This is a genomic window from Pseudomonas sp. H2_D02, assembly GCF_054677635.1.
The window spans coordinates 5,308,006-5,333,390 of record NZ_CP162816.1; the positions used below are offsets into that span (position 1 = coordinate 5,308,006).

Genomic DNA, 25,385 nt, shown 5'->3' on the forward strand with positions numbered 1-25,385 from the left:
ATCAAAGGCAGACAAGAAGAATGAAAGCTTACGCCGTACCGTTCGAAAAGTTCGTCAACCTGGCCGACGCCCGCCTGGGCACCAAGATCATCTCGGTAACCGATGACTGGTTTGCCGACGCCAATCGCCTGTTCCAGCCGACTCCGGCCGTGTGGAAGGAGGGCGTGTTCGACGACAACGGCAAGTGGATGGACGGCTGGGAGTCGCGCCGCAAGCGCTTCGAAGGCTACGACAGCGCGGTCATCCGCCTGGGCGTGCCGGGCTCGATCAAGGGCGTGGACATCGACACTTCATTCTTCACCGGCAACTACCCACCGTCGGCTTCCCTGGAAGCGTGTTTCCTGGCGGACGGCGAGCCGGACGAAAACACCCAGTGGACTGAAGTGCTGTCGGCCGTCGAGCTGCAGGGCAACAGCCATCACTACCACGAGATCAGCAACGACCAGGCCTTCAGCCACCTGCGCTTCAACATCTACCCCGATGGCGGCGTGGCCCGGCTGCGGGTCTATGGTGTGCCGTATCGCGACTGGTCGGCCGTGGGCGACAACGAACAGATCGACCTGGCCGCCGCCCTCAATGGCGGACGCGCCCTCGCCTGCTCCGATGAACACTTCGGTCGCATGAGCAACATCCTCAACCCAGGCCGTGGCGTGAACATGGGCGATGGCTGGGAAACCGCCCGTCGTCGCACACCTGGCAATGACTGGGTGATCGTCGCCCTGGGCCATGCCGGTATCGTTGAAAAAGTCGTCGTCGACACGCTGCACTTCAAAGGCAACTACCCGGACAGTTGCTCGATCCAGGGCGCATTCGTCAAGGGCGGCACCGACAGCCAGATCGAAACCCAGTCGCTGTTCTGGCGCGAATTGCTGCCGAGCCAGAAGCTGGAGATGCACGCCGAACACACCTTTGCCGAGCAGATCAAGGAACTGGGGCCGATTACCCATATCCGCCTGAACGTGTTCCCAGACGGTGGCGTAAGTCGCCTGCGCGTGCTCGGCAAGGTATCGAAATAAGGGTGAACCCAAATCGCGAGCAAGCTCGCTCCCACATTTGAAATGCATTCCCCTGTGGGAGCGAGCTTGCTCGCGATGGCGGCAGAATAAACAACACAGAATCCAAGGTAAGAAGACCAGCATGCGCACACTCAAGATCGAACCGTTGACCAAAGAAGCCTTCGCCCCGTTCGGTGACGTGATCGAAACCGACGGCAGCGATCACTTCATGATCAATAACGGTTCGACCATGCGCTTCCATCGCCTGGCGACGGTTGAAACCGCGACGCCGGACGACAAGGCGATCATCAGCATTTTCCGCGCCGACGCGCTGGACATGCCGCTGACCGTGCGCATGCTGGAGCGCCATCCGCTGGGCAGCCAGGCCTTCATTCCGCTGCTCGGCAACCCCTTTCTGATCGTGGTCGCGCCACTTGGCGATGCACCTGTATCAGGTTTGGTCCGCGCCTTCGTCACCAACGGCAGGCAGGGCATCAATTACCATCGCGGCGTCTGGCACCACCCGGTGCTGACGATCGAAAAGCGGGATGACTTCCTGGTGGTTGATCGCAGTGGCACAGGCAATAACTGCGATGAGCATTTTTTCCAAGAGGATGAGTTTCTGATCCTCGCCCCCCACCAATAAGAGAAGGTCCGATCACGCGAAAACAAGCGTGACGGGCGAGAGGTAAAGACTGTGGAAGCACATTTGCTGGAATGGCTGAACCTGAGCATTCGCTGGGTTCACATGATCACTGGCGTTGCCTGGATCGGCGCGTCGTTCTACTTCGTCTGGCTGGAAAACAACCTCAATCGCGTCAACCCCAGGAGCGGCCTGGCCGGCGACCTCTGGGCCATCCACGGTGGCGGCATCTACCACCTGGAAAAATACAAGCTCGCACCACCGTCCATGCCGGACAACCTGCACTGGTTCAAGTGGGAAGCCTATTTCACCTGGATGTCGGGCATCGCGCTGTTGTGCGTGGTGTTCTATTGGAACCCGACCGTCTACCTGCTGGCGCCCGGCAGCAGCCTGAGCGGCCTTGAAGGCGTCGCCCTGGGCATCGGCTCGTTGTTCGTCGGCTGGTTTGTCTATTCATCGCTCTGCGATTCAGCCCTGGGCAAGCGCCCCGCCCTGCTCGGCCTGATCCTTTTCGTGCTGTTGATCGCCGCGGCCTACGGGTTCAGCAAGGTGTTCAGCGGTCGCGGTGCCTACCTGCACGTCGGCGCCGTCATCGGCACGATCATGGTCGGCAACGTGTTCCGCATCATCATGCCGGCCCAGCGCGCGCTCGTAGCAGCCATCGCCGAAAACCGCACGCCCGACCCGGCGCTACCAGCCAAGGGTCTGTTGCGTTCGCGCCACAACAACTATTTCACCCTGCCAGTGCTGTTCATCATGATCAGCAACCATTTCCCGAGCACCTACGGCAGCCAATACAACTGGCTGATCCTGGCCGGGATCGCCGTGGCGGCGGTATTGGTGCGGCACTATTTCAACACGCGCCATGACAGCAACCGGTTCGCCTGGACGCTGCCGGTCGGCGCCCTGGCGATGATCTGCCTGGCGTATGTCACCGGGCCCAAGCCGATGCCCACCGCGCCGGAAGTCGCCAAGGTCCCGGGTGCGATCGAATATCAACCACTGCCCGAGACTGCCGTGGGCGGCGCCAAACCGGCGGCACCGGCGCAGGCACCCGCGCCAGCACAGGCGTCCAATGCCCAGGGGCCGTCATTCGAAAAAGTCCACAGCGTGATCCAGGAACGCTGCTCGGTCTGCCACTCGGCCAAGCCCACCAGCCCCCTGTTCAGCGCGGCGCCGGGCGGAGTGATGTTCGACACCCCGCAGCAGATCCAGCAACAGGCCGCGCGCATCCAGGCCCAGGCCGTGACCAGCCAGATCATGCCACTGGGCAACATCACCCAGATGACCCAGCAAGAACGCGATCTGATCGGCGCTTGGATCAACCAGGGCGCGCAAACCAACTGAGCCACTTTTTTCGACAAATGTCATACCGCTGACAGGCCGACCGGCAACTACCGGTCGCCCGTCAGCGACTGTCTGCGCCTCAACAATAAAAACAAGAGGAAAGCATCAGATGATCCAGCCCCGCCATCACGCCCAGGATTCGCCGCGCATGCGCCGTTGCAGGGCACTTGAGCCCTTCAAGGCAAGTCCGTATCCTGCGCGGCCGTTCGACGCGGGCCGACAACAAAATCCCTTCCGATCCTGACCGGACCGCCAGCTTATTGCGGCGCTGGCGGACCTGAACGCGCCCCTGAACACAACGTTCCGACTGTTCCATTACTGCAGGGCAAGCCATTTCCAATTTTTGCCGAACTTGGCTCAGCGCTTGCTATCAGCATTCGCCACGCTCAAAAAGCTGACCGAACGGATGTTTTTCATCCATGGAAAAAGGCGCCACACCAGAGCGCTGACTTGAAAAAAGAAACGCGGTACCACTTACCTTTGGGAGCAAACCGAATGAAACGTACGTGCACCAGCCTGATCGTTGCGGGATCTTTGTTGGCCGGGGGAGAGGCCCTGGCAGGCGATCTGCTCCAATGGCAGAACAACAGCCTGAGCTACCTCTACGGCAAGGATTTCCAGATCAATCCACGCATCCAGCAAACCGTGACGTTCGAGCACGCCGATGCGTGGAAATACGGCGACAACTTTTTCTTCCTCGACCGCATCTTCTATAACGGCCAGGACGACAGCCAGTCCGGCCCGAACACGTACTACGGCGAGTTCAGCCCACGCTTGTCGTTCGGCAAGATTTTTGATCAGAAGCTGGAAATGGGCCCGGTCAAGGACGTGCTGCTGGCAATGACCTACGAGTTCGGCGAAGGCGACAACGAGTCGTACCTGATCGGCCCGGGCTTCGACCTGGCGATTCCCGGTTTCGATTATTTCCAGCTGAATTTCTATAACCGCCAGACCCAGGGGGCTCGCGCCTAGCGACAACGTCTGGCAGATCACCCCGGTCTGGGCCTACACCGTGCCGGTGGGTTCGTCCGACATTCTCATCGACGGCTTCATCGACTGGGTGGTGGACAACGACGCCAACTCAAAGGGCACCTACCACGCCAACCTGCACATCGTCCCGCAGATCAAATATGACTTGGGCAAGGCCTTGAAGCTGGGCGCCAAGCAGCTGTATGTCGGCGTGGAATACGACTACTGGAAGAACAAATACGCGATTGAAGACAGCGATGGGTTCAAGACCAACCAGAGCAATACCAGCTTCTTGCTGAAGTACCATTTCTAACCCCGGGTTCCAAATCCGCAGCAATACCCTGTGGGAGCGAGCTTGCTCGCGATGGCGGTGGGTCAGCCTGCCCAGATGCTGGATGTGCCGCCGTCATCGCGAGCAAGCTCGCTCCCACATTGGCTTCGTGGAGGCCACAGAATTTAGCGTCCACCGCAAACTCCTTGTGGGAGCGAGCCTGCTCGCTATAGGGGTAACACCTGCGTGCATCACGCCTCAGGACAATCCCAAGAACCGACTCAACGCCTCACGCTGCGCCAGCGCATCCTGACGCCCAAGCTCGATCAATTCACCGCAGTATCCCGCCTCGAACAGCAGATAGCTCAACACGCCGGCACCGCTGGTCTTGGTCGCGCCCGGCCCACGCAAAAACACCCGCAACGCGCGCGGCAGTTCCTGGCGATGACGGGCGGCGATTTCATCGATCGGCTGGCTCGGTGAGATCACCAACACTTCCACCGCAGCCGCACCAAGCGCATGGGCCGGTACATCGTCGGGCAGCAGGTGACTGAACTGGTTAAGACGCTCGAGCAACTCGATGTCGCTTTCCAGGCTGTCGATGAACGTACTGTTGAGCATGTGGCCGCCAATCTGCGCGAGCGTCGGTTGCAAACCGGTGTAGCTGCGCTCCTGGGGCGTTTGCCCACCCGCACCGCGGGGGTTGCCACTGACACCGATGACCAGCACACGATTGGCCCCCAGGTGCAAGGCTGGGCTGATCGGCGCCGATTGGCGCACCGCACCGTCGCCGAAGTACTGGGGACCGATCTTGACCGGCGCGAATAACAAGGGGATCGCCGAGCTGGCCAGCAGGTGCTCGACGGACAATTGCGCGGGCACACCGATGCGCCGATGTCGCAACCAGGCATCAATGGTGCCGCGCCCTTGATAGAACGTTACCGCCTGTCCGGACTCGTAGCCGAACGCGGTGACTGCCACCGCCCGCAATTGGTGCTCGGCAATCGCCTGCTCGATACCCGACGCGTGGAATTGCGCCTGGAGCAACTCGCGCAGTGGCGAACTGTCGATCAGCGCCACCGGCAACTTGGCCCCCAGGCCCAGCAGGCTGTGGCTGATGAAACGCGTCGCCTGGGCAAGCACGCCGCGCCAGTCGCTGCGCATCACCTGATGGCTGCGCACCGCCTGCCAGAAAGCCGTCAGCCGCTCGATGGCGGTCTTGAAATCGGTCGCCCCACTCGCCAGGCTGACCGCGTTGATGGCGCCAGCCGACGTGCCGACGATCACCGGAAACGGGTTTCGCGCCCCGTCCGGCAACAGCTCGGCGATGGCCGCCAATACGCCCACCTGATACGCCGCCCGAGCCCCGCCGCCGGAAAGAATCAATCCTGTCACCGGTTCAGCTGGGGTCATCGCGATGCTCCGTGCTCAGTCAATTGGACTACATACTCAACCGCGTTTTTCGTACAACTTCGGCTCACCCGGTGGACGGGTCTTGAAACGCCGATGGGCCCAGAGATATTGCTCGGGACAGGCGCTCACCGAGCGCTCGACCCATTGATTGATCCGAATGCAGTCGCCTTCATCGGTCTCGCCGGGAAAGTTTTCCAACGGCGCCTGGATCACCAGGCGATAGCCGCTGCCATCGGCCAGCCGTTCCTGGACGAACGGCACGACCAGCGCCTTGCCCAGGCGGGCGAACTTGCTGGTTGCGGTAACCGTTGCGGCCTGAATGCCAAACAATGGCACGAACACACTCTGCTTGGCACCGTAGTCCTGGTCCGGCGCGTACCAGATCGCCCGACCGGCGCGCAGCAACTTGAGCATGCCACGCACGTCATCGCGTTCCACCGCCAGGGAATCGAGGTTGTGCCGCTCGCGTCCCCGGCGCTGGATATAGTCGAACAGCGGATTATTGTGCTCGCGGTACATGCCGTCGATGGTGTGCTGCTGGCCGAGCAGCGCCGCGCCGATTTCCAGCGTGGTGAAATGCAGTGCCATGAGGATCACGCCCCTGCCGTCGCGCTGGGCCTGCTTGAGGTGCTCCAGCCCTTCGACATGGGCCAGCTTCGCCAAGCGCGGACGCGACCACCACCAGCTCATGGCCATTTCGAAGAAAGCGATACCGGTGGAGGCGAAGTTTTCCTTGAGCAGACGCTTGCGCTCGGCGGCGGACTTCTCGGGGAAGCACAGCTGCAGATTCCGACTGGCGATGCGCCGCCGGTCGCCGGCCAACCGGTACATCAGCACGCCCAGCGCACGGCCGATCCGCAGCAGCAGCGGATAGGGCAACTGAACGATCAGCCACAACAGCCCCAGGCCGCACCACAGCAGCCAGAAACGCGGATGAAAAAATGCAGCTCGAAAACGCGGGCGATCCATTACAGCTTCCATTAAGACATGGGCCGCGCATTCTACATTGTTCGACCCGGGTTGCGGCTGACGGGCGATCTCGTTATAAGTCTCGGCACTTTTAGTGACAAGTCGTTGTACGCCGACCATGAGCCAAACCGAACCGCTAGACCAAGATCCCGTGTTCCAGCTGAAGGGCAGCATGCTCGCCATTACGGTGCTGGAACTGGCCCGTAACGACCTGGAAGGTCTTGACCGGCAGTTGGCGGCAAAAGTCGCCCAGGCCCCGAATTTTTTCAGCAATGCCCCGCTGGTGCTGGCGTTGGACAAGCTGCCGGCCGGCGAAGGCTCGGTGGATTTGCCAGGCCTGATGCGCGTTTGCCGCCAGCACGGCCTGCGCACCCTGGCGATCCGCGCCAGCCGTATCGAAGATATCGCCGCCGCCATTGCCGTGGATATTCCGGTGCTGCCACCCTCCGGCGCCCGTGAGCGGGTGCTGGAACTGAGCCCGGCCGAACCGAAAAAACCGGAAAAACCACCCGAGCCCACCATCAAGCCCACCCGGGTCATCACCTCGCCGGTGCGCGGCGGACAGCAGATTTATGCCCAGGGTGGCGATCTGGTCGTCGTGTCCTCGGTCAGCCCGGGGGCGGAACTTCTGGCCGATGGCAACATCCATGTATACGGCCCGATGCGCGGCCGTGCGCTGGCCGGTGTCAAGGGCGACACCAAGGCAAGGATCTTCTGTCAGCAGTTGAGCGCTGAACTGGTCTCCATCGCCGGGCAATACAAGGTTTCCGAGGATTTGCGGCGCGACCCGTTATGGGGGGCCGGCGTCCAGGTCAGCCTGTCGGGCGACGTGTTGAACATCATTCGGCTTTAACGGATACTGCCGCATTTTCCAAGCATCTCTAAAACCTAGCGAATACGGCTTATACGACGTAGGAAAAAGGATCAGGCAGCGTTTACCGGAGGTAGACCCCGCCCAATCCCCAATTCCAGCCAAGCCTGTCCAATTGCAGCAGTTTTCCAGAGATGTTTTTCAGGGGCTGACAAAGTCCTTTTTCCTTAGGGGTGAAACACCTTGGCCAAGATTCTCGTGGTTACATCCGGCAAGGGTGGTGTGGGTAAGACCACCACCAGCGCCGCTATCGGTACCGGCCTCGCCTTGCGCGGCCACAAAACAGTCATCGTCGACTTCGACGTCGGCCTGCGTAACCTCGACCTGATCATGGGTTGCGAGCGCCGCGTGGTCTATGACTTCGTCAACGTGGTCAATGGCGAAGCGAACCTGCAACAGGCCCTGATCAAGGACAAGCGCCTTGAGAACCTCTATGTATTGGCCGCCAGCCAGACCCGCGACAAAGACGCGCTGACCCAGGAAGGCGTGGAAAAGGTCCTGATGCAGCTCAAGGAAGACTTCGAGTTCGTGGTCTGCGACTCCCCGGCCGGTATCGAGAAAGGTGCCCACCTGGCCATGTACTTCGCTGACGAAGCGATCGTCGTGACCAACCCGGAAGTCTCCTCGGTCCGTGACTCCGATCGCATGCTGGGCCTCTTGGCGAGCAAATCCCGCCGTGCCGAGCAAGGTGAAGAGCCGATCAAGGAGCACCTGCTGCTGACCCGCTACAACCCGCAACGCGTCAGCGACGGTGAAATGCTTGGCGTCGAAGACGTCAAGGAAATCCTCGCGGTGACCCTGCTGGGCGTGATTCCAGAATCCCAAGCCGTACTCAAGGCCTCGAACTCCGGTGTGCCGGTCATTCTTGACGACCAGAGCGACGCCGGCCAGGCATACAGCGATGCTGTCGATCGCCTGCTGGGCAAAACCGTCGAGCATCGATTCCTCGACGTCACGAAGAAAGGTTTCTTCGAGCGCCTGTTTGGAGGTAGGTAATGAACCTTTTTGACTTCTTTCGTGCCAACAAAAAGCCCAGTACCGCCTCGGTCGCGAAAGAGCGTCTACAGATCATCGTGGCGCACGAACGCGGCCAACGCAGCACACCCGACTACCTGCCTGCCCTGCAGAAGGAACTGGTCGAGGTGATCCGCAAGTACGTCAACATCGGTAGCGATGACGTGCACGTGGCGCTGGAAAGCCAGGGCAGTTGCTCGATCCTGGAACTCAACATCACCCTGCCGGATCGCTGATCGATCCGGCTGGAGCCACGGCGGCTCGGCCCCAGCTTTTGTGGGAGCGGGCTTGCTCGCGAAGACGGTGGCACATTCAAGATCAATGTGCCTGAAAAACCGCTTTCGCGAGCAAGCCCGCTCCCACGATAAGGCTGTGGGGGCCGAGCCGCCGTTGGCGTTTGTAACGAGACTGTTTTCAATGCCCCTGTCCAACATCCGCATCATTCACCAGGACGCCGCCGTGCTGGTGGTCGACAAGCCGACCCTGCTGCTCTCCGTGCCCGGCCGGGCCGACGATAACAAGGACTGCCTGATCACTCGCCTGCAGGAAAACGGCTATCCGGAAGCACGGATCGTGCACCGGCTGGACTGGGAAACCTCCGGCATCATCCTGCTGGCCCGCGACCCCGACACCCATCGCGAACTGTCCCGGCAGTTTCATGATCGAGAAACCGAAAAAGCCTACACCGCATTGTGCTGGGGCCAACCGGAACTGGACAGCGGCAGCATCGACCTACCCTTGCGCTATGACCCGCCGACCAAGCCCCGCCACGTGGTGGATCACGAACAGGGCAAGCACGCCTTGACGTTCTGGCGCGTGCTGGAACGCTGTGGCGACTGGTGCCGAGTCGAGCTGACACCGATTACTGGACGCTCGCACCAATTGCGCGTGCACATGCTCTCCATCGGTCACCCATTGCTGGGCGACGGGCTCTATGCCCACCCGCAAGCCCTGGCCGCTTGGCCACGCCTGTGCCTGCACGCCAGCATGCTCAGCTTCACCCATCCGCAGAGCGGCGAACGCCTGCGCTTCGAGTGCCCGGCACCGTTCTGAAAAACATCACCGTTGCTGTAGGAGCTGTCGAGTGCAACGAGGCTGCGATCTTTCCAAAGGTATTTGAATCTCCAGCGAAAGATCAAAAGATCAAAAGATCAAAAGATCGCAGGCTTCGCCAGCTCCTACAAACCCAGCGGAAGCCAGCTCCCTGTTCCGCCTGGAATGATCACCAACGCTGCTAATACGGTAAACTCCCGCCCATCGCTGTCTGGAGTTACTTATGCGCGCAGAGTTGAACCAGGGCCTGATCGACTTCCTCAAGGCCTCCCCTACCCCGTTCCATGCCACCGCCAGCCTTGCCCAACGCCTGGAGGCGGCGGGTTACCAGCGGCTTGATGAGCGCGAGACCTGGGCCACAGAGGCCAACGGTCGTTACTACATCACGCGCAACGATTCCTCGATCATCGCCTTCAAGTTGGGCCGCAACTCACCGCTGCACGACGGCATCCGCCTGGTCGGCGCCCACACCGACAGCCCTTGCCTGCGGGTCAAGCCGCAGCCGGAACTGCAACGCCACGGATTCTGGCAACTGGGCGTGGAAGTCTATGGCGGCGCGTTGCTGGCGCCGTGGTTCGACCGCGACCTGTCCCTGGCCGGCCGCGTGACCTTCCGCCGTGATGGCAAGGTCGAGAGCCAGTTGATCGATTTCAAGGCACCGATCGCCACCATTCCGAACCTGGCCATCCACCTCAATCGTGAAGCCAATCAAGGTTGGGCAATCAACGCTCAGAATGAACTGCCACCGATACTCGCCCAGTTCGCCGGCGACGAGCGCGTCGACTTCCGCGCCGTGCTCACCGATCAACTGGCCCGGGAGCACGGCTTGAATGCCGACGTGGTGCTCGACTACGAGTTGAGTTTCTACGACACCCAAAGTGCCGCCATCGTCGGTTTGCATGGCGACTTCATCGCCGGCGCGCGCCTGGATAACCTGTTGTCGTGCTACGCCGGCCTGCAGGCCCTGTTGACCGCCGACACCGAAGAAACCTGCGTGCTGGTGTGCAACGACCACGAAGAAGTCGGCTCGACCTCGGCCTGCGGTGCCGACGGTCCGATGCTCGAACAGACCCTGCGCCGCCTGTTGCCCGAAGGTGAAGAGTTCGTGCGCGCCATCCAGAAATCCTTGCTGGTCTCGGCGGACAATGCCCACGGTGTTCACCCCAACTACGCCGACAAACACGACGCCAACCACGGTCCCAAGCTCAACGCCGGGCCGGTGATCAAGGTCAACAGCAACCAGCGCTACGCCACCAACAGCGAAACTGCCGGATTCTTCCGCCACCTGTGCATGGCCGAGGAAGTACCGGTGCAAAGCTTCGTCGTGCGCAGCGACATGGGCTGCGGCTCGACCATCGGCCCGATCACCGCCAGCCAGCTGGGTGTGCGCACGGTGGACATCGGCCTGCCGACCTTCGCCATGCATTCGATCCGCGAACTGTGCGGCAGCCATGACTTGGCGCACCTGGTGAAAGTGCTGAGCGCGTTCTACGCTTCTCGCGAGTTGCCCTAACCGCTGAACCTGTTCATGCAGCCTCCTGTGGCGAGGGGATTCATCCCCGCTCGGTTGCGCAGCGACCGTAGAATTTAGGGCCGCTGCGCGACCCAGCGGGGATAAATCCCCTCGCCACAACAGTGCCCGTCTCAAATTCTGGGGAGGCTGTGACATACATCAGCCCACCCCAGCCAAACCCCAACTAGACTGACCTTATCCCCCCGACAAGGCTGTCGCCATGATCTCCATGTCCTCGTTCAACGCCATGCTGGTGCCCATCATCGCCGGCATGATCCTGCTGGCCATCGGCTTCAATTTCCGCGACAAGAACGTCGGGGTGTTCGCCATGTGGATCGGCATGTTGCTGATCCTCGCGACGGTGTTGTTCAGGATCCTGGCGAAACTCAACGAGTCCTCCTGAACACGCCTCAGGCGGGTTGCTCCGGCACATCCACGCCCACGTGAATCGCGTCGTGCCGCCAGAACTCCAGGTCACAATCGATCAGCCGTTGATGCTGGTCATAGTTGACCCGCGCAATCCGAAGCCCGGGGCTGCCGACCGATACTTTCAGTGCCGCTGCCGCTTCCGGCTGTAGCGACGTAGGCACGATCTCGAATTTCACCCGGCCATAATGCAGGTCGTAATGGCGGGCATACAGCTCGGTCATCGACTGGTTGAGGTCAAAGTCGAGGATGCCCGGGAAATACGCCGGATTCAGGTAGTGCTCGACGTACAGCACCAATCGCTCATCGATGCGCCGGGTGCGACAGATCTGGATGACGCTGGACAGCGCCGGCAATTGCAGCCAGGCACAGACCGCCGCCGAAGCGGGTTGCAGGCGGGCCGAGATCACCTGGGTCGAAGGCACTCGGCCCTGGGCAGCGACCATCGCGTGGAAATGGCTACGCTGCATCAGGTTGTAGGCCAGCCTTGGTGGCGAGACAAACCAGCCCCTGCGCTCTTCCCGATAAATCTGTCCCTGGGCTTCAAGCTGCAACAAAGCCTCACGCACGGTGATCCGGGTGGTCCCGAACAACTCGCTCAACTTGCGCTCGGCCGGCAACTTGCTGCCCGGCGCCAGCAAGCCGTGGTCAAGCTGCTCCTGCAGGACCTGCCCGATGGTTGTCACCGCTTTGGTTGTTTCAACGCGCATCAACGTTACCTATCTGGACTAGACCAGCACTGTTTCGGGGCAGGATTCGATGCTGCATCGATCCACGTCTCATGCCTGCAAGCCTAGGCACTGCGCATGACTGATAGATGACACAACCGCCGAACGGTCAACACATGCGCTTGCAAATAAACGGCCAAGGCCTTGCAGATCAGGCGGTTACTCATGGTCTACGCTTATCCCACAGCGACCCTCCGTGAGCCCGATGATTGCTGGCGAACGTCCCACCGACATCAAAATGTCATGGGACCCGCCTACATTGGCTCAGGTATTGCTGACCTAGACCAACACAACCGCAATCGCAGCGTTGAAAACGCCCATAGGAGCTTCGGATGAAACAGCTTTTCCTGGCATCACTGTTAGGCTCGACCATTGCCATGTGCACCGCCGCCATGGCCGCTGATACCGATCTGAAAACGTTGGAAGCCGCTGCGAAAGCGGAAGGCGCCGTGAACAGCGTCGGCATGCCCGATGACTGGGCAAACTGGAAAGGCACCTGGGAAGACCTGGCCAAGAACTACGGTTTGAAGCACATCGACACCGACATGAGCTCGGCCCAGGAAATCGCCAAGTTCGCCGCTGAAAAAGACAACGCCAGCGCCGACATCGGCGACGTCGGCGCCGCTTTCGGCCCGATCGCGGTCAAGCAAGGCGTGGTCCAGCCTTACAAACCGAGCACTTGGGAACAAGTGCCGGATTGGGCCAAGGACAAGGATGGCAACTGGGCCCTGGCCTACACCGGCACCATCGCATTCATCGTCAACAAGAAACTGCTGCACGGTTCCGAAGTGCCGACCAAATGGGCCGACCTGAAATCGGGTAAATATAAAGTCTCGATTGGTGACGTGAGCACCGCGGCCCAGGCTGCCAACGGCGTACTGGCCGCAGCCCTGGCCAACGGCGGCAACGAGAAGAACATCGAGCCAGCGCTGTTGATGTTCGCTGACATCGCCAAGCAAGGGCGCCTGTCCATGGCCAACCCGACCATCGCGACCATGGAAAAAGGTGAAGTCGAGGTCGGCGTGGTCTGGGACTTCAACGGCCTGAGCTACAAGGCCAAGATGGCCAACCCGGATGACTACGTGGTGCTGATCCCATCCGACGGTTCGGTGATCTCCGGCTACACCACCATCATCAACAAATACGCCAAGCACCCGAACGCCGCCAAGCTGACCCGCGAATACATCTTCAGCGACGCTGGCCAGATCAACCTCGCCAAGGGCAACGCCCGCCCGATCCGCGCCGAGCACCTGAAGCTGCCGGAAGAGGTCAAGGCCAAGCTGCTGCCGAACGAGCAGTACAAAGGCGTGACCCCGATCAAGGATGCGGATGCGTGGGAGAAGACCTCCAAGGCACTGCCGCAGAAGTGGAACGAAGAAGTCATCGTCGAGATGAAGTGAGGCGCTAGCTCCCGCTCCCGGATCACCGCTGATCCATTGTGGGAGCGAGCTTGCTCGCGATGAGGGAGTATCAGTCGACATGAGTATTGGCTGACACACCGCAATCGCGAGCAAGCTCGCTCCCACATTGGGCGCTTGGTGAACCGGTTTTTTTGGTTCTTGTCCGGAGTCCCGGTCCCCATGAAGCACAACGTCATCCTGGTGGTGCTCGACGGCCTCAATTACGAGGTCGCCCGGCACGCCATGGGACATTTGCAGGCGTATGTCGGCGCAGGACGCGCGGCGCTCTACAAACTGGAATGTGAACTGCCCGCCCTGTCCCGCCCGCTCTACGAATGCATCCTTACCGGCGTCGGGCCCATCGACAGCGGGATCGTGCACAACAATGTCTCGCGCCTCTCGAACCAGCGCAGCATTTTCCATTACGCCACCGAGGCCGGCCTGAGTACGGCAGCCGCTGCCTATCATTGGGTCAGTGAGCTCTACAACGTTTCACCCTTCGTCGCCGGTCGTGATCGTCACACCGAGAACCCCGACCTGCCGATTCAGTACGGGCATTTCTACTGGAATGACCACTACCCCGATTCCCATCTGTTCGCCGACGCCGAGCACCTGCGCCAGCGCTACTCGCCGGCCTTCCTGCTGGTGCATCCGATGAACATCGATGACGCCGGGCACAAACATGGCCTCGATACGCCGCAATACCGCAACAGCGCCCGCTCGGCCGATATCAACCTGGCGGTCTACCTGCAAGCCTGGCTCGACGCCGGTTATCAGGTGCTGGTGACGTCTGACCATGGCATGAACAACGACCGCTCCCACAACGGCCTACTGGCGGAAGAACGGGAAGTGCCGCTGTTTGTCCTCGGGAACGGCTTCAGCCTGGACGCCAACGCTGCCCCTCGGCAGACCGAGTTGTGCGGCACGATTTGCCAATTGCTCGGCATCGCCCACGACAAACCCTATTGCCAGGAGTTGCTCAAGTGAACGCCATGACGCGCGGCAAATGGCTGGCAGCGTTGTGCCTGGTGCCCTTCGCGATTTTCTTCATCGTGTTCCAGATCGCCCCGCTGCTGTGGGTGCTGGTCAACAGCCTGGAATCGGAAGAGTTCGGCTGGGGCCTCGCCAACTTCAGCAAAATCTTCAGTTCGAAGTTTTACCGGCAGGCGATCCAGCACAGCCTGGAAATCAGCTTCTGGTCCAGCGTGTTCGGCATCGTCATCGCCGTGCTCGGCAGCTATTCCCTGCGCCGCGTCGACTCGCGCCTGCGCAACTTCGTCAACGCCTTCGCAAACATGACCAGCAACTTCGCCGGCGTGCCCCTGGCTTTCGCCTTCATCATCCTGCTGGGGTTCAACGGCAGCATCACGATCATGCTCAAGCAGGCGGGGATCATCGAGGATTTCAACCTGTATTCGAAAACCGGGCTGATCATTCTCTACACCTATTTCCAGATTCCCCTGGGCGTGTTGCTGCTCTACCCGGCCTTCGACGCGCTGCGTGAAGACTGGCGCGAGTCCGCCTCCCTGCTCGGCGCCAGCGGCTGGCAGTTCTGGCGGCACATCGGCTTGCCGGTGCTGACCCCGGCGCTGCTGGGCACGTTCGTGATCCTGCTGGCCAACGCCCTCGGCGCCTACGCGACGGTTTATGCGCTGACCACCGGCAACTTCAACGTGTTGCCGATACGCATCGCGGCCATGGTCTCCGGCGACATCTCCCTGGATCCGAACATGGCCAGTGCATTGGCCGTGGTGCTGGTGGCGTTGATGACCCTGGTAACCATCGTCCATCAACTGCTGCTCAAGAGGAGCTACCATGTCTCGCGCTGAATCGGGCCCCGCCGGGCTCTATCATCGGGCAGTGGTTTACCTGCTATTCGCCATTTTGCTGCTGCCCCTGGCCGGCACGCTGATTTACTCCATCGCCAGCAGTTGGTCGGCCACCGTGCTGCCCAGCGGCTTCACCTTCAAATGGTATGTGCAGTTGTGGAGCGATCCGCGTTTTCTCCATGCCTTCGGCCAATCCCTGATTGTCTGTGTGGGGGCGCTGGTGCTGTCGGTGGTGCTGATCCTGCCGTTGCTGTTCGTGGTGCATTACCACTTTCCCAAGCTCGATGCGCTGATGAACATTCTCATCCTGCTGCCCTTCGCGGTGCCGCCAGTGGTGTCGTCAGTGGGACTGTTGCAACTTTATGGTTCCGGGCCGCTGGCGATGGTCGGCACGCCGTGGATCCTGATCGGCTGTTACTTCACCGTTGCCCTGCCGTTCATGTACCGGGCGATCACCAACAATCTGCAAGCCATCAACCTGCGCGACCTGATGGACGCCGCGCAACTGCTCGGCGCCAGCACCTTCCAGGCCGCGTTGCTGGTGGTGCTGCCAAACCTGCGCAAGGGCCTGATGGTGGCGCTGCTGCTGTCCTTCTCGTTCCTGTTTGGCGAGTTCGTGTTTGCCAACATCCTCGTCGGCACCCGCTATGAAACGTTACAGGTGTACCTGAACAACATGCGCAACAGCAGCGGTCACTTCACCAGTGCGCTGGTGATTTCCTACTTTTTCTTCGTACTGGTCCTGACCTGGGCGGCCAACATCTTGAACAAGGACAAAAGCCAATGAGCTACGTCAGCGTCCAACACCTGCAAAAAAGCTACGCCTAGGCACGCCGGTGTTCAGCGACATCAACTGTGAGATCCACAAGGGCGAATTCGTCACCCTTCTCGGCCCTTCCGGCTGCGGCAAGTCCACGCTGTTGCGCTGCATTGCCGGCCTGACGGCGGTGGATGACGGCAAGATCCTGCTGGACGGCCAGGACATCGTCCCCTTGAGCCCGCAAAAACGCGGGATCGGCATGGTCTTCCAGAGCTACGCCCTGTTCCCCAACATGACCGTGGAGCAGAACGTCGCCTTTGGCCTGCGCATGCAAAAGGTCGACGCCTCGGACAGCCGCCAGCGGGTGCTGGAGATCCTGCGCCTGGTGGAGCTGCACGACTTTGCCGCGCGCTACCCCCATCAACTTTCCGGAGGCCAATGCCAGCGCGTGGCCCTGGCCCGCTCCCTGGTGACCCGGCCCCGCCTGTTGTTGCTGGACGAGCCGCTGTCGGCCCTCGATGCACGGATTCGCAAGCACCTGCGCGAACAGATCCGACAGATCCAGCGCGAATTGGGCCTGACCACGATCTTTGTCACACACGATCAGGAAGAAGCCCTGACCATGTCTGACCGGATTTTCCTGATGAACCAGGGAAAGATCGTACAGAGCGGCGATGCCGAGACCCTCTACACGGCACCAGTCGATGTGTTTGCCGCCGGTTTCATTGGCAACTACAACCTGCTGGACGCCGACAGCGCCACCAAACTGCTGCAACGCCCGGTGAACGGTCGCATCGCGATTCGCCCGGAAGCCATCGAACTGAGTCGCAACGGCGAACCCGATGCGCTGATCCGCAGCCACAGCCTGCTGGGCAACGTGATCCGCTACCGGGTCGAGGCCCGTGGCGTGGAACTGGTGGTGGATGTGCTCAATCGCTCGGCCGCCGACCTGCATCCTGACGGTGCCCGGTTGGCACTTTCCATCGATCCGTCGGCCCTGTGTGAGGTAGCCTGACGGCCTTGTTGATTTTGAGAAGGAAAACGCGCTGATGGCCCTGGCAATTTTTGATCTGGACGAAACCCTGATCCACGGCGACTGCGCCACCCTCTGGAGCGAACAGATGGGACGCCTGGGCTGGGTCGATCCGGAGTCGTTCATGCGGCGCAACAACGAGCTGATGGACGCCTACAGCCATGGCAAGCTGCGCATGGAAGAGTACATGGACTTCAGCCTGGAGCCGATGATCGGCCGCACTCCGGAGGAGATCGAGCATCTGGTTGCACCGTGGGTGGAGGATTTCATCGAGCCGATCATCTTCAGCGACGCCACCAAGGCCATCGCCGAACACCGCAAGGCCGGCGACCGGATCCTGGTGATCTCGGCGTCGGGCACGCACCTGGTCAAGCCGATTGCCGAACGCCTGGGCATCGATGAGATCCTGGCGATCGAACTTGAAGTGGCCCACGGGGTGTACAGCGGCAAGACCGTGGGCACCCTGACCTACCGCGAAGGCAAGATCACCCGGTTGCTGGATTGGCTGGATGCCGAAGAGGAGAACCTTGAAGGCGCGAGTTTCTATTCCGATTCGCGCAATGACCTGCCGTTGTTGCTGCGGGTGGATTACCCGCATGTGGTGAACCCGGACCAGGTGTTGAAAGCTCATGCTGAGTTGGCTGGGTGGCCGATTCATAGTTGGAAATAATCCCCGGACGAGAAAAACACTGCGGTCCCCGTGGCGAGGGAGCTTGCTCCCGCTCGGCTGCGAAGCAGTCGTAAAACCGGCTGACGCGGTCTACCTGGATAGTTGCGCCGTCCCGATTGGGGCGGCTGCGCCACCCAGCGGGAGCAAGCTCCCTCGCCACGGGGGCGATCCAAGCCTGCGAATACAAGACCTGTGCGAGCTTGCTCGCCCACAGGTTCAACCCAGCAGCAGCCAAAAACTCCAGCCGATCAACAACACACCACAGATACGACTGAGCCAGAGCCCCTGGGGCAGGTTTTTCTCCAGCAGGATGAAGGCCCCGATCACTGCCACCCAGAACAGGTTCATCACGCCGACTACGAACAGCAGCCCCATCAGCGCCCAACAGCAGCCCAGGCAATAAGCGCCATGGGCCAGGCCCATGCGCCAGCCGCCGAGCACGTCGGGGCGCCAGTAGCTGAGAAGAAAATGCAACGGCCCGCGACAATGTTCGAGGCAGGCCGCCTTGCTGGGCAGCCACTGATAGACACCCGCGACCAGCAGGAGGCCAGCGCCCAACGCAGTACTGCTGCTGCGCATCGCCGGACTGAGCAAGGCCAGTTGTTCGAGAGCCCATTGCAGCGCCGTGGCGCCCAAGGCGAAGCCGACCCAGACCAGGCCATAGGCGCTGCAGAACAGCAGCAAGGCCAAGTGTCGCTTCGGTGACGGCATGCACTTGCGCAGCATCTGCTGATAGATCAGCAACATGGGCAATGCGCTGGGCAGCATCATGCCCAGCATCATCACCCCCCACATGGCAAACATCAGCAGCGCATCGGCCAGGCTCCAAGGCATGACCATACCGGCCATTGCCGCATCAGCCATGCCACCCGGCGCGCTCATGTCGCGGGCCATGCGCAGCAGCATGAGCCAGGCCAGGGCGGTCAGCGCGAGCAGGCAGAACACCAATAACCACTGCTCGCCAGTCAGTCGCCTGCCCTGGGTCACTGCCTGAGGTGCTTCCATCGCTACGGCTCTATGCCGTGGCCAGTGAAGTGCACGTGGGCGAGGTGGCTATGGCTGCCCTGGGATTGCAGCTTGAGGGCTGAATGCGTCTGGTAGCTGCCGCTGGCGACTTCGGCCTCATGGAACTCGAAGCCCTCGGGCAGGGACAGGCGGACGCGATGAGGCGAGCCGTCGATCGGGCTGCGGATCGGCTCGCCGCTGGCCTGCAGCACGCCTGGAATGTCCAGGTGCGCCAGGCGCTGGTCGACATCGATGGACAGGGTGATGGGCACGAATTGTGGTTCGAACGCCTCACTCATGGTGCTGCTGAACACCTGGAACACGTTGGCCCCGGGGTCGCTCTCCAGGCCAGAGAGGATAGTCAGCAGGGCTTGGCGTTGCGCCTCGTCGGCGCGTTCATCGATGAACACCTGGCAACTGCCTTTGCCCTCATGGATAGCGCCCGGCCAAGCGAAGGTGGCGGCCCAGCACAAGCCGTCCAACGTGACTTGCTCGAAATACCCGCGTTCCACCCGCATCGACGCCACTGCCTGGCAGTGGCCATGGGTCGGTGGCGCATTGAATTGGCACGGGCAGCCCCAATTGCAGTTGCAGGCTATGAACTCGACGCCCTGCATGCGCCATTCGGCGATGGCCATGATCACTCTCTTCACCTGGCGGTGAAATAAAAGCTGCGGTTACCCCATCCCCTCATTGATTAACGCTAGCAGGGCGCGCGCATCGGATACGGGCTGCCGACCAAAGGTCAGCGTGCCGGAGTCGCCCTTGCCTCCTGTGTGGGAGCTTGCTCGCGATGGCGGTCGAGCATTCAACAGCCTTGTTGACTGTCACGCCGCTATCGCGAGCAAGCTCGCTCCCACAGGATCTGCATCAGCTCAAGCTTTCATCGACCACCAGCACCAACTTCCCGGACACCGTGTTCGTCGCCAGTTCCGCAAACGCCGCTTCGGCATCGGTGACCGCAAACGTCCGGGCCAACTGAGGGCTCAAGCGTTTATCAGCGAACAACGGCCATACCTGCTGCCCCAGTTCGCTGATCAGATCGGCCTTGAATTGATCGTTGCGACTGCGCAGGGTCGAGCCGAGCAATTGGATGCGCTTGCCCAGCACCTGGGCCAAGTCGAGTTCGGTCGTGCGGCCGCCCATGAGGCCGATCAATACCCAGCGGCCGTCAACTGACAAAAGTTTCACGTTGAGGCTGGCGTAGTTCGCGCCGACCGGATCGAGGATCACATCGAACGGCGCGAAGTCGTTCAGGCTGTTGATATCGTCGGTGCGCACCACGCCGCCCTGGGCCCCCAACGCCTCGCAATAGGCCAGCCGATCCGCCGAACCGACGCTCACCCAGCATGGGTTGCCAAACGCCTTGCAGAGCTGGATTGCCGCCGAGCCGACGCCACTGGCACCGGCGTGCAGCAGCACTTTTTCACCCGGCCGCAACCCGGCAAGCTGGAACAGGTTCAGCCACGCGGTGCCGTAGACCTCAGGCAGCGCGGCCGCTTCAGCCATCGACAGGCCTTCAGGTACCGGCAGCACGTGGCGGCCGTCGACCACCACTTCTTCGGCCATCCCACCGCCCGCCAACAGGGCGCAGACGCGGTCGCCGACCTGCCAGGAAGAGCCAGGCCCGACTTCGCTGACCACCCCGGAACACTCGAGCCCCAGCACCTGGCTGGCGCCCGGAGGCGGTGGATAATGCCCGGCTTTCTGCAATAAATCGGCCCGGTTCAGGCCGGCGGCCGCCACACGGATGCGAACTTGCCCCGCATCGCAGGCCGGACTCGGCTCATCTGCCCATACCACTTGACCTTCAACGCCTTGCAATGCTTTCACGGTGCCTCCATAGTGAGTCTCGACTGGGCCCGCTGCTTCAACGCCGGGCTTTCTTGCATTATGCGCCCGGGCCACATGGAACCGGCGACTTCAAAGACGGCCTAATATGCGTTATCAATTGTCCCTGCGTCGAATCAGCATGAAGCACTTGTTCCCCAGTACTGCACTTGCCCTTTTCATTGGCCTCGGCGTTTCGACGCTTTCGAGCAATACGTTTGCGGCCAACAGCTGGGACAAGCTTCAGCCCGATCGCGACGAGGTGATCGCCAGCCTCAACGTCGTCGAGCTGCTCAAGCGCCATCACTACAGCAAGCCGCCGCTCGATGACGCACGCTCGGTCATCATCTATGACAGCTACCTGAAGCTGCTTGATCCGTCGCGCAGTTATTTCCTGGCCAGCGACATTGCCGAATTCGACAAGTGGAAGACCCAGTTCGACGACTTCCTCAAGAGCGGCGACCTGAACGCCGGCTTCGTCATCTACAAGCGCTACCTGGATCGCGTCAAGGCGCGCCTGGACTACGCCCTGGCGGAGTTGAACAAGGGCGTCGACAAGATCGATTTCAATGCCAAGGAAACCTTGCTGGTCGACCGCAAGGATGCGCCTTGGCTCAAAAGCACGGCCGAACTCGACGACCTCTGGCGCAAACGCGTCAAGGACGAAGTGCTGCGCATGAAGATCGCCGACAAGGATTCCAAGCAGATCCAGGAAACCCTGACCAAGCGCTACAAGAACCAATTGGCGCGCCTGGACCAGACCCGCGCCGAGGACGTCTTCCAGGCCTACATCAACACCTTCGCTATGTCCTACGACCCGCACACCAATTATCTGTCGCCGGATAACGCGGAAAATTTCGACATCAACATGAGCCTGTCCCTCGAAGGGATTGGCGCGGTACTGCAGAGCGACAACGACCAGGTCAAGATCGTGCGCCTGGTGCCAGCTGGCCCGGCAGACAAGACCAAGCAGGTCGGCCCGGCAGACAAGATCATCGGTGTCGCCCAGGGCAGCAAGGAAATGGTCGACGTGGTCGGCTGGCGCCTGGACGAAGTGGTCAAGCTGATCCGTGGCCCGAAAGGCTCGGTGGTTCGCCTGGAAGTCATTCCGGCCAGCAATGCGCCGAACGACCAGACCAGTAAAGTCGTGTCCATCACCCGTGAAGCGGTGAAGCTGGAAGAGCAGGCCGCGAAAAAGTCGGTCCTCAACCTCAAGCAGGACGGCAAGGACTACAAGCTCGGCATCATCGAGATCCCGGCGTTCTACCTCGACTTCAAGGCCTTCCGCGCCGGGGATCCGGACTACAAGAGCACCACCCGCGACGTGAAGAAACTGCTGACCGAATTGCAGAAGGAAAAAGTCGACGGCGTGGTGATCGACCTGCGCAACAACGGCGGCGGTTCCTTGCAGGAAGCCACCGAGCTGACCAGCCTGTTCATCGACAAAGGCCCGACCGTGCTGGTGCGTAACGCCGATGGCCGGGTGGATGTGCTGGAAGATGAAAATCCGGGCGCGTTCTACAAAGGGCCAATGGCCTTGCTGGTCAATCGCCTGTCGGCCTCGGCCTCGGAGATTTTTGCCGGCGCCATGCAGGACTATCACCGCGCGCTGATCATCGGCGGCCAGACCTTCGGCAAAGGCACCGTGCAGACCATCCAGCCGCTGAACCACGGCGAACTGAAGCTGACCCTGGCGAAGTTCTACCGGGTCTCCGGCCAGAGCACCCAGCACCAGGGCGTGCTGCCTGACATCGATTACCCGTCGATCATCGACACCAAGGAAATCGGTGAAAGCGCCCTGCCCGAGGCCATGCCGTGGGACACCATCCGACCTGCGATCAAGCCAGCCGTGGACCCGTTCAAGCCGTACCTGGCCCAGCTGAAAGCCGAGCATGACGCCCGCACGGCCCAGGACGCGGAGTTTGTGTTCATTCGCGACAAGCTGGCCTTGGCGCAAAAGCTGATGACCGAGAAAACCGTCAGCCTCAACGAAGCCGATCGCCGGGCGCAGCATGCCGACATCGAGGCCAAGCAACTGGCGATGGAAAACCTGCGTCGCAAGGCCAAGGGCGAAGAGCCGCTCAAAGAGCTGAAGAAAGAAGACGAAGACCTCATCACCGAACCGGAAAAGACCAAGCCGGAGGACGATGCCTACCTGAGCGAAACCGGGCGGATCCTGTTGGATTACCTGAAACTCAACACGGCGGTCGCCAAGCACTGAGATGATGGCCATTTAATGGTGACGCTCGTCGGAGTGTCATCAAACTGACATCAGTCTGTCGTGAAATACAGGACCGGGTGCACCCCAGCAGGGGTTGCGCCCAGTCCTTTTTTTATCGCCAGAGATCGCCATGACCACGATAGAACAGCTGAGTGCCTTGAGCTCAATCCTGACTCAAAGCGGTTTGCACAGTCTGTTCCAGCCGATCATCTGCCTTTCCGAGCGACGTATCGTTGGCTACGAAGCCCTGACACGCGGCCCGTCCAACAGCCCGCTGCACTCCCCCATCGCATTACTGTCCGTGGCCCGCCAGGCCGGACGGCTCACCGAATTGGAACTGGCCTGCCGACGCAGTGCCTGCCAGCGCTTCAATGAGCAAAAGCTACCGGGCAAATTGTTCCTCAACGTGTCGCCCGAATCCTTGCTCGAAGCGGCGCACCAGACCGGTCGTACCTTGCAGCTCTTGCAAGATTTCGGCATTTCGCCCAGCCAGGTCGTCATCGAGCTGACCGAACAAACCCCGATCGATGATTTCCAGCTCCTGCAAACCGCCTTGCATCACTATCGGGCCATGGGTTTTTCGATTGCCTTGGATGACCTCGGCGCCGGTTATTCGAGCTTGCGGCTCTGGTCGGAACTGCGGCCGGATTATGTGAAGATCGACCGCCACTTCATCGACGGCATTCACCAGGACGCGCTCAAGCGCGAGTTCGTCGGTTCGATCCTGAAGATTGCCCAGGCCTCACGGGCCCAGGTGATCGCCGAAGGGATCGAACTGCCGGAAGAACTGGCCGTGTTGATCGAGATGGGCGTCGATCTGGTCCAGGGCTACCTGCTCGCCCGGCCCCAGGAATACCCATCCCACGACGCCAAGGCGCTGATGCCTCGCTCAGACAGCGGCACGACGCCACTGGGCGACGAAGTCAACGACCTTGGCGCATTGCTCAACGAACAACCGGCAGTGACCCACAACACACCGACGGCGGCAGTCCTGGACGCGTTCCGCCGCCAGGCCAACCTCAACTCCCTGGCGGTACTGGATGACCGTGGCCAACCGTGCGGCATCGTCCATCGCCATTCACTCTCGGACGCCCTGCTCAAACCCTTCGCCACCGACCTGTTCGCGCGCAAGCCCATCAGCCGCCTGATGAGCGACGACTTCCTCGCGGTGGAACTCAACCAGTCCCTGCAGCAAGTCAGCCGGCTCATTACCAGCCGCGCCCGGCAACGCATCGAAGAAGATTTCATCATCACCCTCAACGGCAACTACATGGGATTGGGCCGGGTCATCGACGTGCTCAAACTCATCACGGAGCTGAAAATCCAGCAAGCCCGCTACGCCAACCCCCTGACCTTGCTGCCCGGTAACGTGCCGATCCAGCAATGCCTGACCCGCCTGTTGCAGCAACGGCAGGAATCGGTGATCTGCTACGTCGACATCGACAGCTTCAAACCTTTCAACGACATCTATGGCTATGGCCGCGGCGACGAAGTCCTACTCTGCCTGGCGCAATGCCTGAACGAACGCATCGACCCCAGCCGCGACTTCGTCGGCCACATCGGCGGCGACGACTTCCTGCTGGTCCTCGGCCCGGATGACTGGCGCAAACGCCTGACCCAACTCCTCAACGACTTCCAAACCCACTGCCGCCGTTTCTACCGCCCCGAACATCTCGAGGCTGGATGTTTTACCGCGCTGAACCGCCAGGGAGTGCGGCAGGAGTTTGCGTTGCTGTCGCTGTCGATTGGGGTGGTGCACCTGCGTTCCGAGGCCTGCGGAGAGCTGGATGCCAGCCAGTTGGCGGAGATGGCTTCACAGGCGAAGCATCATGCCAAGGAGATTGTGGGCGGGAGTGTGTACTTGATTAATGGTGCGATCGAGCAGGCACCGGTCCTGGAGTTGGGGCTATCGGTGTGAAAGTGGGTTGCCTTCACCCCAACGGAATGGCAGCTACAAATCCTGTGGCGAGGGAGCTTGCTCCCGCTGGGCTGCGTACAGCCCCGTTGGCCGAGTAGCCTGTGTCAGGCTTTTAGCTGATCCGTTGTGGGAGCGAGCCTGCTCGCGAAAGCGGTTTAGCAGGCAGCATCAACTCAAATCATCTGACCCTATTGCCAAGTCCTACTTTTTTAGTTTATTTAGCGCGTTCGTTAGTACTTCTTCCAGCTCCGCCCAGTTCTTTGCGTATTCACAGTGTATTGGAGTATCCCAGTTAGATTCTGATATCAGAACGACTCTAAAGTGGCCATCCTTACAAAATTCCGGGTACCAACCGATATCTAAAATTTGATCCAAGGGGAAGCTGACTTGAAACAGGTCCTCTTTCAGGTCATCTATAAGCAGCGTTGGCTCCGCTGTTTGGTTTAAATGCGAAATATCATCAAATGTTATTTTTCCGCCAAGCTCGTTTATTTTCTGAGTGTTCAT

At 60.8% G+C, this 25,385-nt stretch carries 23 protein-coding genes and 2 pseudogenes; 18 read left to right on the plus strand and 7 right to left on the minus strand.

Annotated features, from left to right (window positions below):
• Positions 1-20 precede the first annotated feature (20 nt).
• The 4 genes and pseudogenes from alc (at position 21) to AB4N42_RS24330 (ending at position 4,267) form a co-directional block, all read left to right on the plus strand.
• Positions 21-1,016, plus strand: coding sequence for an allantoicase (alc, locus tag AB4N42_RS24315; protein WP_030142344.1), 996 nt, complete (start codon positions 21-23; stop codon positions 1,014-1,016).
• Positions 1,017-1,137: 121 nt separating this feature from the next.
• Complete coding sequence (locus AB4N42_RS24320; RefSeq protein WP_030142345.1) at positions 1,138-1,641, plus strand: ureidoglycolate lyase; 504 nt, start codon at positions 1,138-1,140, stop codon at positions 1,639-1,641.
• 51 nt (positions 1,642-1,692) lie between these two features.
• Entirely contained in the window at positions 1,693-2,985 is a 1,293-nt protein-coding gene (locus AB4N42_RS24325; RefSeq protein WP_198798324.1) for a urate hydroxylase PuuD, read from the plus strand.
• Between the two features lie 495 nt (positions 2,986-3,480).
• A pseudogene (locus tag AB4N42_RS24330) lies at positions 3,481-4,267 on the plus strand (outer membrane protein OmpK).
• 216 nt (positions 4,268-4,483) lie between these two features.
• On the opposite strand, the gene AB4N42_RS24335 reads toward AB4N42_RS24330, so the two are convergent.
• Both AB4N42_RS24335 and AB4N42_RS24340 read right to left on the minus strand, forming a co-directional pair.
• Positions 4,484-5,638 carry a patatin-like phospholipase family protein gene (locus AB4N42_RS24335; protein WP_030142348.1) on the minus strand — a complete coding sequence of 385 codons (1,155 nt, stop codon included), beginning with the start codon at positions 5,636-5,638 and terminating at the stop codon, positions 4,484-4,486.
• A gap of 36 nt (positions 5,639-5,674) precedes the next feature.
• Positions 5,675-6,607 (minus strand): lipid A biosynthesis lauroyl acyltransferase, encoded by a 933-nt coding sequence (locus AB4N42_RS24340; protein WP_030142349.1) that lies wholly within the window; start codon positions 6,605-6,607, stop codon positions 5,675-5,677.
• 118 nt (positions 6,608-6,725) lie between these two features.
• On the opposite strand from AB4N42_RS24340, the gene minC reads away from it, so the two are divergent.
• From minC to AB4N42_RS24370, 6 genes are all read left to right on the plus strand, one after another.
• Positions 6,726-7,460 (plus strand): septum site-determining protein MinC, encoded by a 735-nt coding sequence (gene minC, locus AB4N42_RS24345; RefSeq protein ID WP_030142350.1) that lies wholly within the window; start codon positions 6,726-6,728, stop codon positions 7,458-7,460.
• Positions 7,461-7,661: 201 nt separating this feature from the next.
• Positions 7,662-8,474 (plus strand): septum site-determining protein MinD, encoded by an 813-nt coding sequence (minD, locus tag AB4N42_RS24350; protein ID WP_025214989.1) that lies wholly within the window; start codon positions 7,662-7,664, stop codon positions 8,472-8,474.
• Positions 8,474-8,728: a cell division topological specificity factor MinE gene (minE, locus tag AB4N42_RS24355; RefSeq protein WP_003179111.1), complete on the plus strand. Its 255-nt coding sequence runs from the start codon at positions 8,474-8,476 to the stop codon at positions 8,726-8,728. Before minD ends, minE begins: the two co-directional genes overlap by 1 nt.
• A 181-nt stretch (positions 8,729-8,909) precedes the next feature.
• Positions 8,910-9,545 (plus strand): RluA family pseudouridine synthase, encoded by a 636-nt coding sequence (locus tag AB4N42_RS24360; RefSeq protein ID WP_018612476.1) that lies wholly within the window; start codon positions 8,910-8,912, stop codon positions 9,543-9,545.
• A gap of 223 nt (positions 9,546-9,768) precedes the next feature.
• On the plus strand, positions 9,769-11,058 hold the full coding sequence (locus tag AB4N42_RS24365; RefSeq protein ID WP_030142351.1) for a M18 family aminopeptidase: 1,290 nt from the start codon (positions 9,769-9,771) through the stop codon (positions 11,056-11,058).
• A gap of 220 nt (positions 11,059-11,278) precedes the next feature.
• The gene (locus AB4N42_RS24370) at positions 11,279-11,461 is read left to right on the plus strand and encodes a hypothetical protein (RefSeq protein WP_030142352.1); all 183 of its coding nucleotides are present in this window, start codon (positions 11,279-11,281) and stop codon (positions 11,459-11,461) included.
• Positions 11,462-11,468: 7 nt separating this feature from the next.
• Here AB4N42_RS24370 and AB4N42_RS24375 read toward each other — a convergent pair whose 3' ends face one another.
• On the minus strand, positions 11,469-12,194 hold the full coding sequence (locus AB4N42_RS24375; protein ID WP_030142353.1) for a UTRA domain-containing protein: 726 nt from the start codon (positions 12,192-12,194) through the stop codon (positions 11,469-11,471).
• A 350-nt stretch (positions 12,195-12,544) separates the two neighbouring features.
• Between AB4N42_RS24375 and AB4N42_RS24380 the strand changes: the two genes are divergently transcribed.
• The 6 genes and pseudogenes from AB4N42_RS24380 to AB4N42_RS24405 all read left to right on the plus strand — a co-directional run bounded on the left by AB4N42_RS24380 (position 12,545) and on the right by AB4N42_RS24405 (position 17,904).
• On the plus strand, positions 12,545-13,612 hold the full coding sequence (locus tag AB4N42_RS24380; RefSeq protein ID WP_198798091.1) for an ABC transporter substrate-binding protein: 1,068 nt from the start codon (positions 12,545-12,547) through the stop codon (positions 13,610-13,612).
• Between the two features lie 180 nt (positions 13,613-13,792).
• On the plus strand, positions 13,793-14,599 hold the full coding sequence (locus AB4N42_RS24385) for an alkaline phosphatase family protein (RefSeq protein ID WP_460115460.1): 807 nt from the start codon (positions 13,793-13,795) through the stop codon (positions 14,597-14,599).
• A 5-nt stretch (positions 14,600-14,604) separates the two neighbouring features.
• Positions 14,605-15,441, plus strand: a complete 837-nt coding sequence (locus AB4N42_RS24390; protein ID WP_217861974.1) for an ABC transporter permease — start codon at positions 14,605-14,607, stop codon at positions 15,439-15,441.
• The gene (locus AB4N42_RS24395) at positions 15,428-16,228 is read left to right on the plus strand and encodes an ABC transporter permease (protein WP_030142357.1); all 801 of its coding nucleotides are present in this window, start codon (positions 15,428-15,430) and stop codon (positions 16,226-16,228) included. The genes AB4N42_RS24390 and AB4N42_RS24395 overlap by 14 nt, the downstream gene beginning before the upstream one ends.
• Positions 16,225-17,216, plus strand: a pseudogene (locus tag AB4N42_RS24400) (ABC transporter ATP-binding protein). Before AB4N42_RS24395 ends, AB4N42_RS24400 begins: the two are co-directional and overlap by 4 nt.
• Before the next feature lie 34 nt (positions 17,217-17,250).
• On the plus strand, positions 17,251-17,904 hold the full coding sequence (locus tag AB4N42_RS24405) for an HAD family hydrolase (RefSeq protein WP_198798093.1): 654 nt from the start codon (positions 17,251-17,253) through the stop codon (positions 17,902-17,904).
• 216 nt (positions 17,905-18,120) lie between these two features.
• Here AB4N42_RS24405 and AB4N42_RS24410 read toward each other — a convergent pair whose 3' ends face one another.
• From AB4N42_RS24410 to AB4N42_RS24420, 3 genes are all read right to left on the minus strand, one after another.
• Complete coding sequence (locus AB4N42_RS24410; protein ID WP_030142360.1) at positions 18,121-18,909, minus strand: DUF2182 domain-containing protein; 789 nt, start codon at positions 18,907-18,909, stop codon at positions 18,121-18,123.
• 2 nt (positions 18,910-18,911) lie between these two features.
• On the minus strand, positions 18,912-19,547 hold the full coding sequence (locus AB4N42_RS24415; RefSeq protein WP_030142361.1) for a DUF1326 domain-containing protein: 636 nt from the start codon (positions 19,545-19,547) through the stop codon (positions 18,912-18,914).
• Between the two features lie 232 nt (positions 19,548-19,779).
• Positions 19,780-20,742 carry a zinc-binding dehydrogenase gene (locus AB4N42_RS24420; RefSeq protein ID WP_217861441.1) on the minus strand — a complete coding sequence of 321 codons (963 nt, stop codon included), beginning with the start codon at positions 20,740-20,742 and terminating at the stop codon, positions 19,780-19,782.
• A gap of 139 nt (positions 20,743-20,881) precedes the next feature.
• On the opposite strand from AB4N42_RS24420, the gene AB4N42_RS24425 reads away from it, so the two are divergent.
• Positions 20,882-22,960 (plus strand): carboxy terminal-processing peptidase, encoded by a 2,079-nt coding sequence (locus tag AB4N42_RS24425; RefSeq protein ID WP_460116418.1) that lies wholly within the window; start codon positions 20,882-20,884, stop codon positions 22,958-22,960.
• A gap of 130 nt (positions 22,961-23,090) precedes the next feature.
• The gene (locus tag AB4N42_RS24430) at positions 23,091-24,878 is read left to right on the plus strand and encodes a bifunctional diguanylate cyclase/phosphodiesterase (protein WP_030142364.1); all 1,788 of its coding nucleotides are present in this window, start codon (positions 23,091-23,093) and stop codon (positions 24,876-24,878) included.
• Positions 24,879-25,079: 201 nt separating this feature from the next.
• Here AB4N42_RS24430 and AB4N42_RS24435 read toward each other — a convergent pair whose 3' ends face one another.
• Positions 25,080-25,385, minus strand: a complete 306-nt coding sequence (locus tag AB4N42_RS24435) for a hypothetical protein (RefSeq protein ID WP_198798094.1) — start codon at positions 25,383-25,385, stop codon at positions 25,080-25,082.

What these genes read in the sequence shown, in the direction of transcription:
- AB4N42_RS24395 (WP_030142357.1), top strand. Translation starts at nt 15,428, where the DNA reads ATGTCTCGCGCTGAATCGGGCCCCGCCGGGCTCTATCATCGGGCAGTG.
- AB4N42_RS24340 (WP_030142349.1), bottom strand. Translation starts at nt 6,607, where the DNA reads ATGGATCGCCCGCGTTTTCGAGCTGCATTTTTTCATCCGCGTTTCTGG.
- AB4N42_RS24410 (WP_030142360.1), bottom strand. Translation starts at nt 18,909, where the DNA reads ATGGAAGCACCTCAGGCAGTGACCCAGGGCAGGCGACTGACTGGCGAG.
- AB4N42_RS24360 (WP_018612476.1), top strand. Translation starts at nt 8,910, where the DNA reads ATGCCCCTGTCCAACATCCGCATCATTCACCAGGACGCCGCCGTGCTG.
- AB4N42_RS24365 (WP_030142351.1), top strand. Translation starts at nt 9,769, where the DNA reads ATGCGCGCAGAGTTGAACCAGGGCCTGATCGACTTCCTCAAGGCCTCC.
- AB4N42_RS24390 (WP_217861974.1), top strand. Translation starts at nt 14,605, where the DNA reads ATGACGCGCGGCAAATGGCTGGCAGCGTTGTGCCTGGTGCCCTTCGCG.
- AB4N42_RS24425 (WP_460116418.1), top strand. Translation starts at nt 20,882, where the DNA reads ATGAAGCACTTGTTCCCCAGTACTGCACTTGCCCTTTTCATTGGCCTC.
- AB4N42_RS24430 (WP_030142364.1), top strand. Translation starts at nt 23,091, where the DNA reads ATGACCACGATAGAACAGCTGAGTGCCTTGAGCTCAATCCTGACTCAA.
- minC (WP_030142350.1), top strand. Translation starts at nt 6,726, where the DNA reads ATGAGCCAAACCGAACCGCTAGACCAAGATCCCGTGTTCCAGCTGAAG.
- AB4N42_RS24320 (WP_030142345.1), top strand. Translation starts at nt 1,138, where the DNA reads ATGCGCACACTCAAGATCGAACCGTTGACCAAAGAAGCCTTCGCCCCG.
- minE (WP_003179111.1), top strand. Translation starts at nt 8,474, where the DNA reads ATGAACCTTTTTGACTTCTTTCGTGCCAACAAAAAGCCCAGTACCGCC.
- AB4N42_RS24385 (WP_460115460.1), top strand. Translation starts at nt 13,793, where the DNA reads ATGAAGCACAACGTCATCCTGGTGGTGCTCGACGGCCTCAATTACGAG.
- AB4N42_RS24370 (WP_030142352.1), top strand. Translation starts at nt 11,279, where the DNA reads ATGATCTCCATGTCCTCGTTCAACGCCATGCTGGTGCCCATCATCGCC.
- AB4N42_RS24415 (WP_030142361.1), bottom strand. Translation starts at nt 19,547, where the DNA reads ATGGCCATCGCCGAATGGCGCATGCAGGGCGTCGAGTTCATAGCCTGC.
- AB4N42_RS24405 (WP_198798093.1), top strand. Translation starts at nt 17,251, where the DNA reads ATGGCCCTGGCAATTTTTGATCTGGACGAAACCCTGATCCACGGCGAC.
- AB4N42_RS24380 (WP_198798091.1), top strand. Translation starts at nt 12,545, where the DNA reads ATGAAACAGCTTTTCCTGGCATCACTGTTAGGCTCGACCATTGCCATG.
- alc (WP_030142344.1), top strand. Translation starts at nt 21, where the DNA reads ATGAAAGCTTACGCCGTACCGTTCGAAAAGTTCGTCAACCTGGCCGAC.
- AB4N42_RS24435 (WP_198798094.1), bottom strand. Translation starts at nt 25,385, where the DNA reads ATGAACACTCAGAAAATAAACGAGCTTGGCGGAAAAATAACATTTGAT.
- AB4N42_RS24335 (WP_030142348.1), bottom strand. Translation starts at nt 5,638, where the DNA reads ATGACCCCAGCTGAACCGGTGACAGGATTGATTCTTTCCGGCGGCGGG.
- AB4N42_RS24375 (WP_030142353.1), bottom strand. Translation starts at nt 12,194, where the DNA reads ATGCGCGTTGAAACAACCAAAGCGGTGACAACCATCGGGCAGGTCCTG.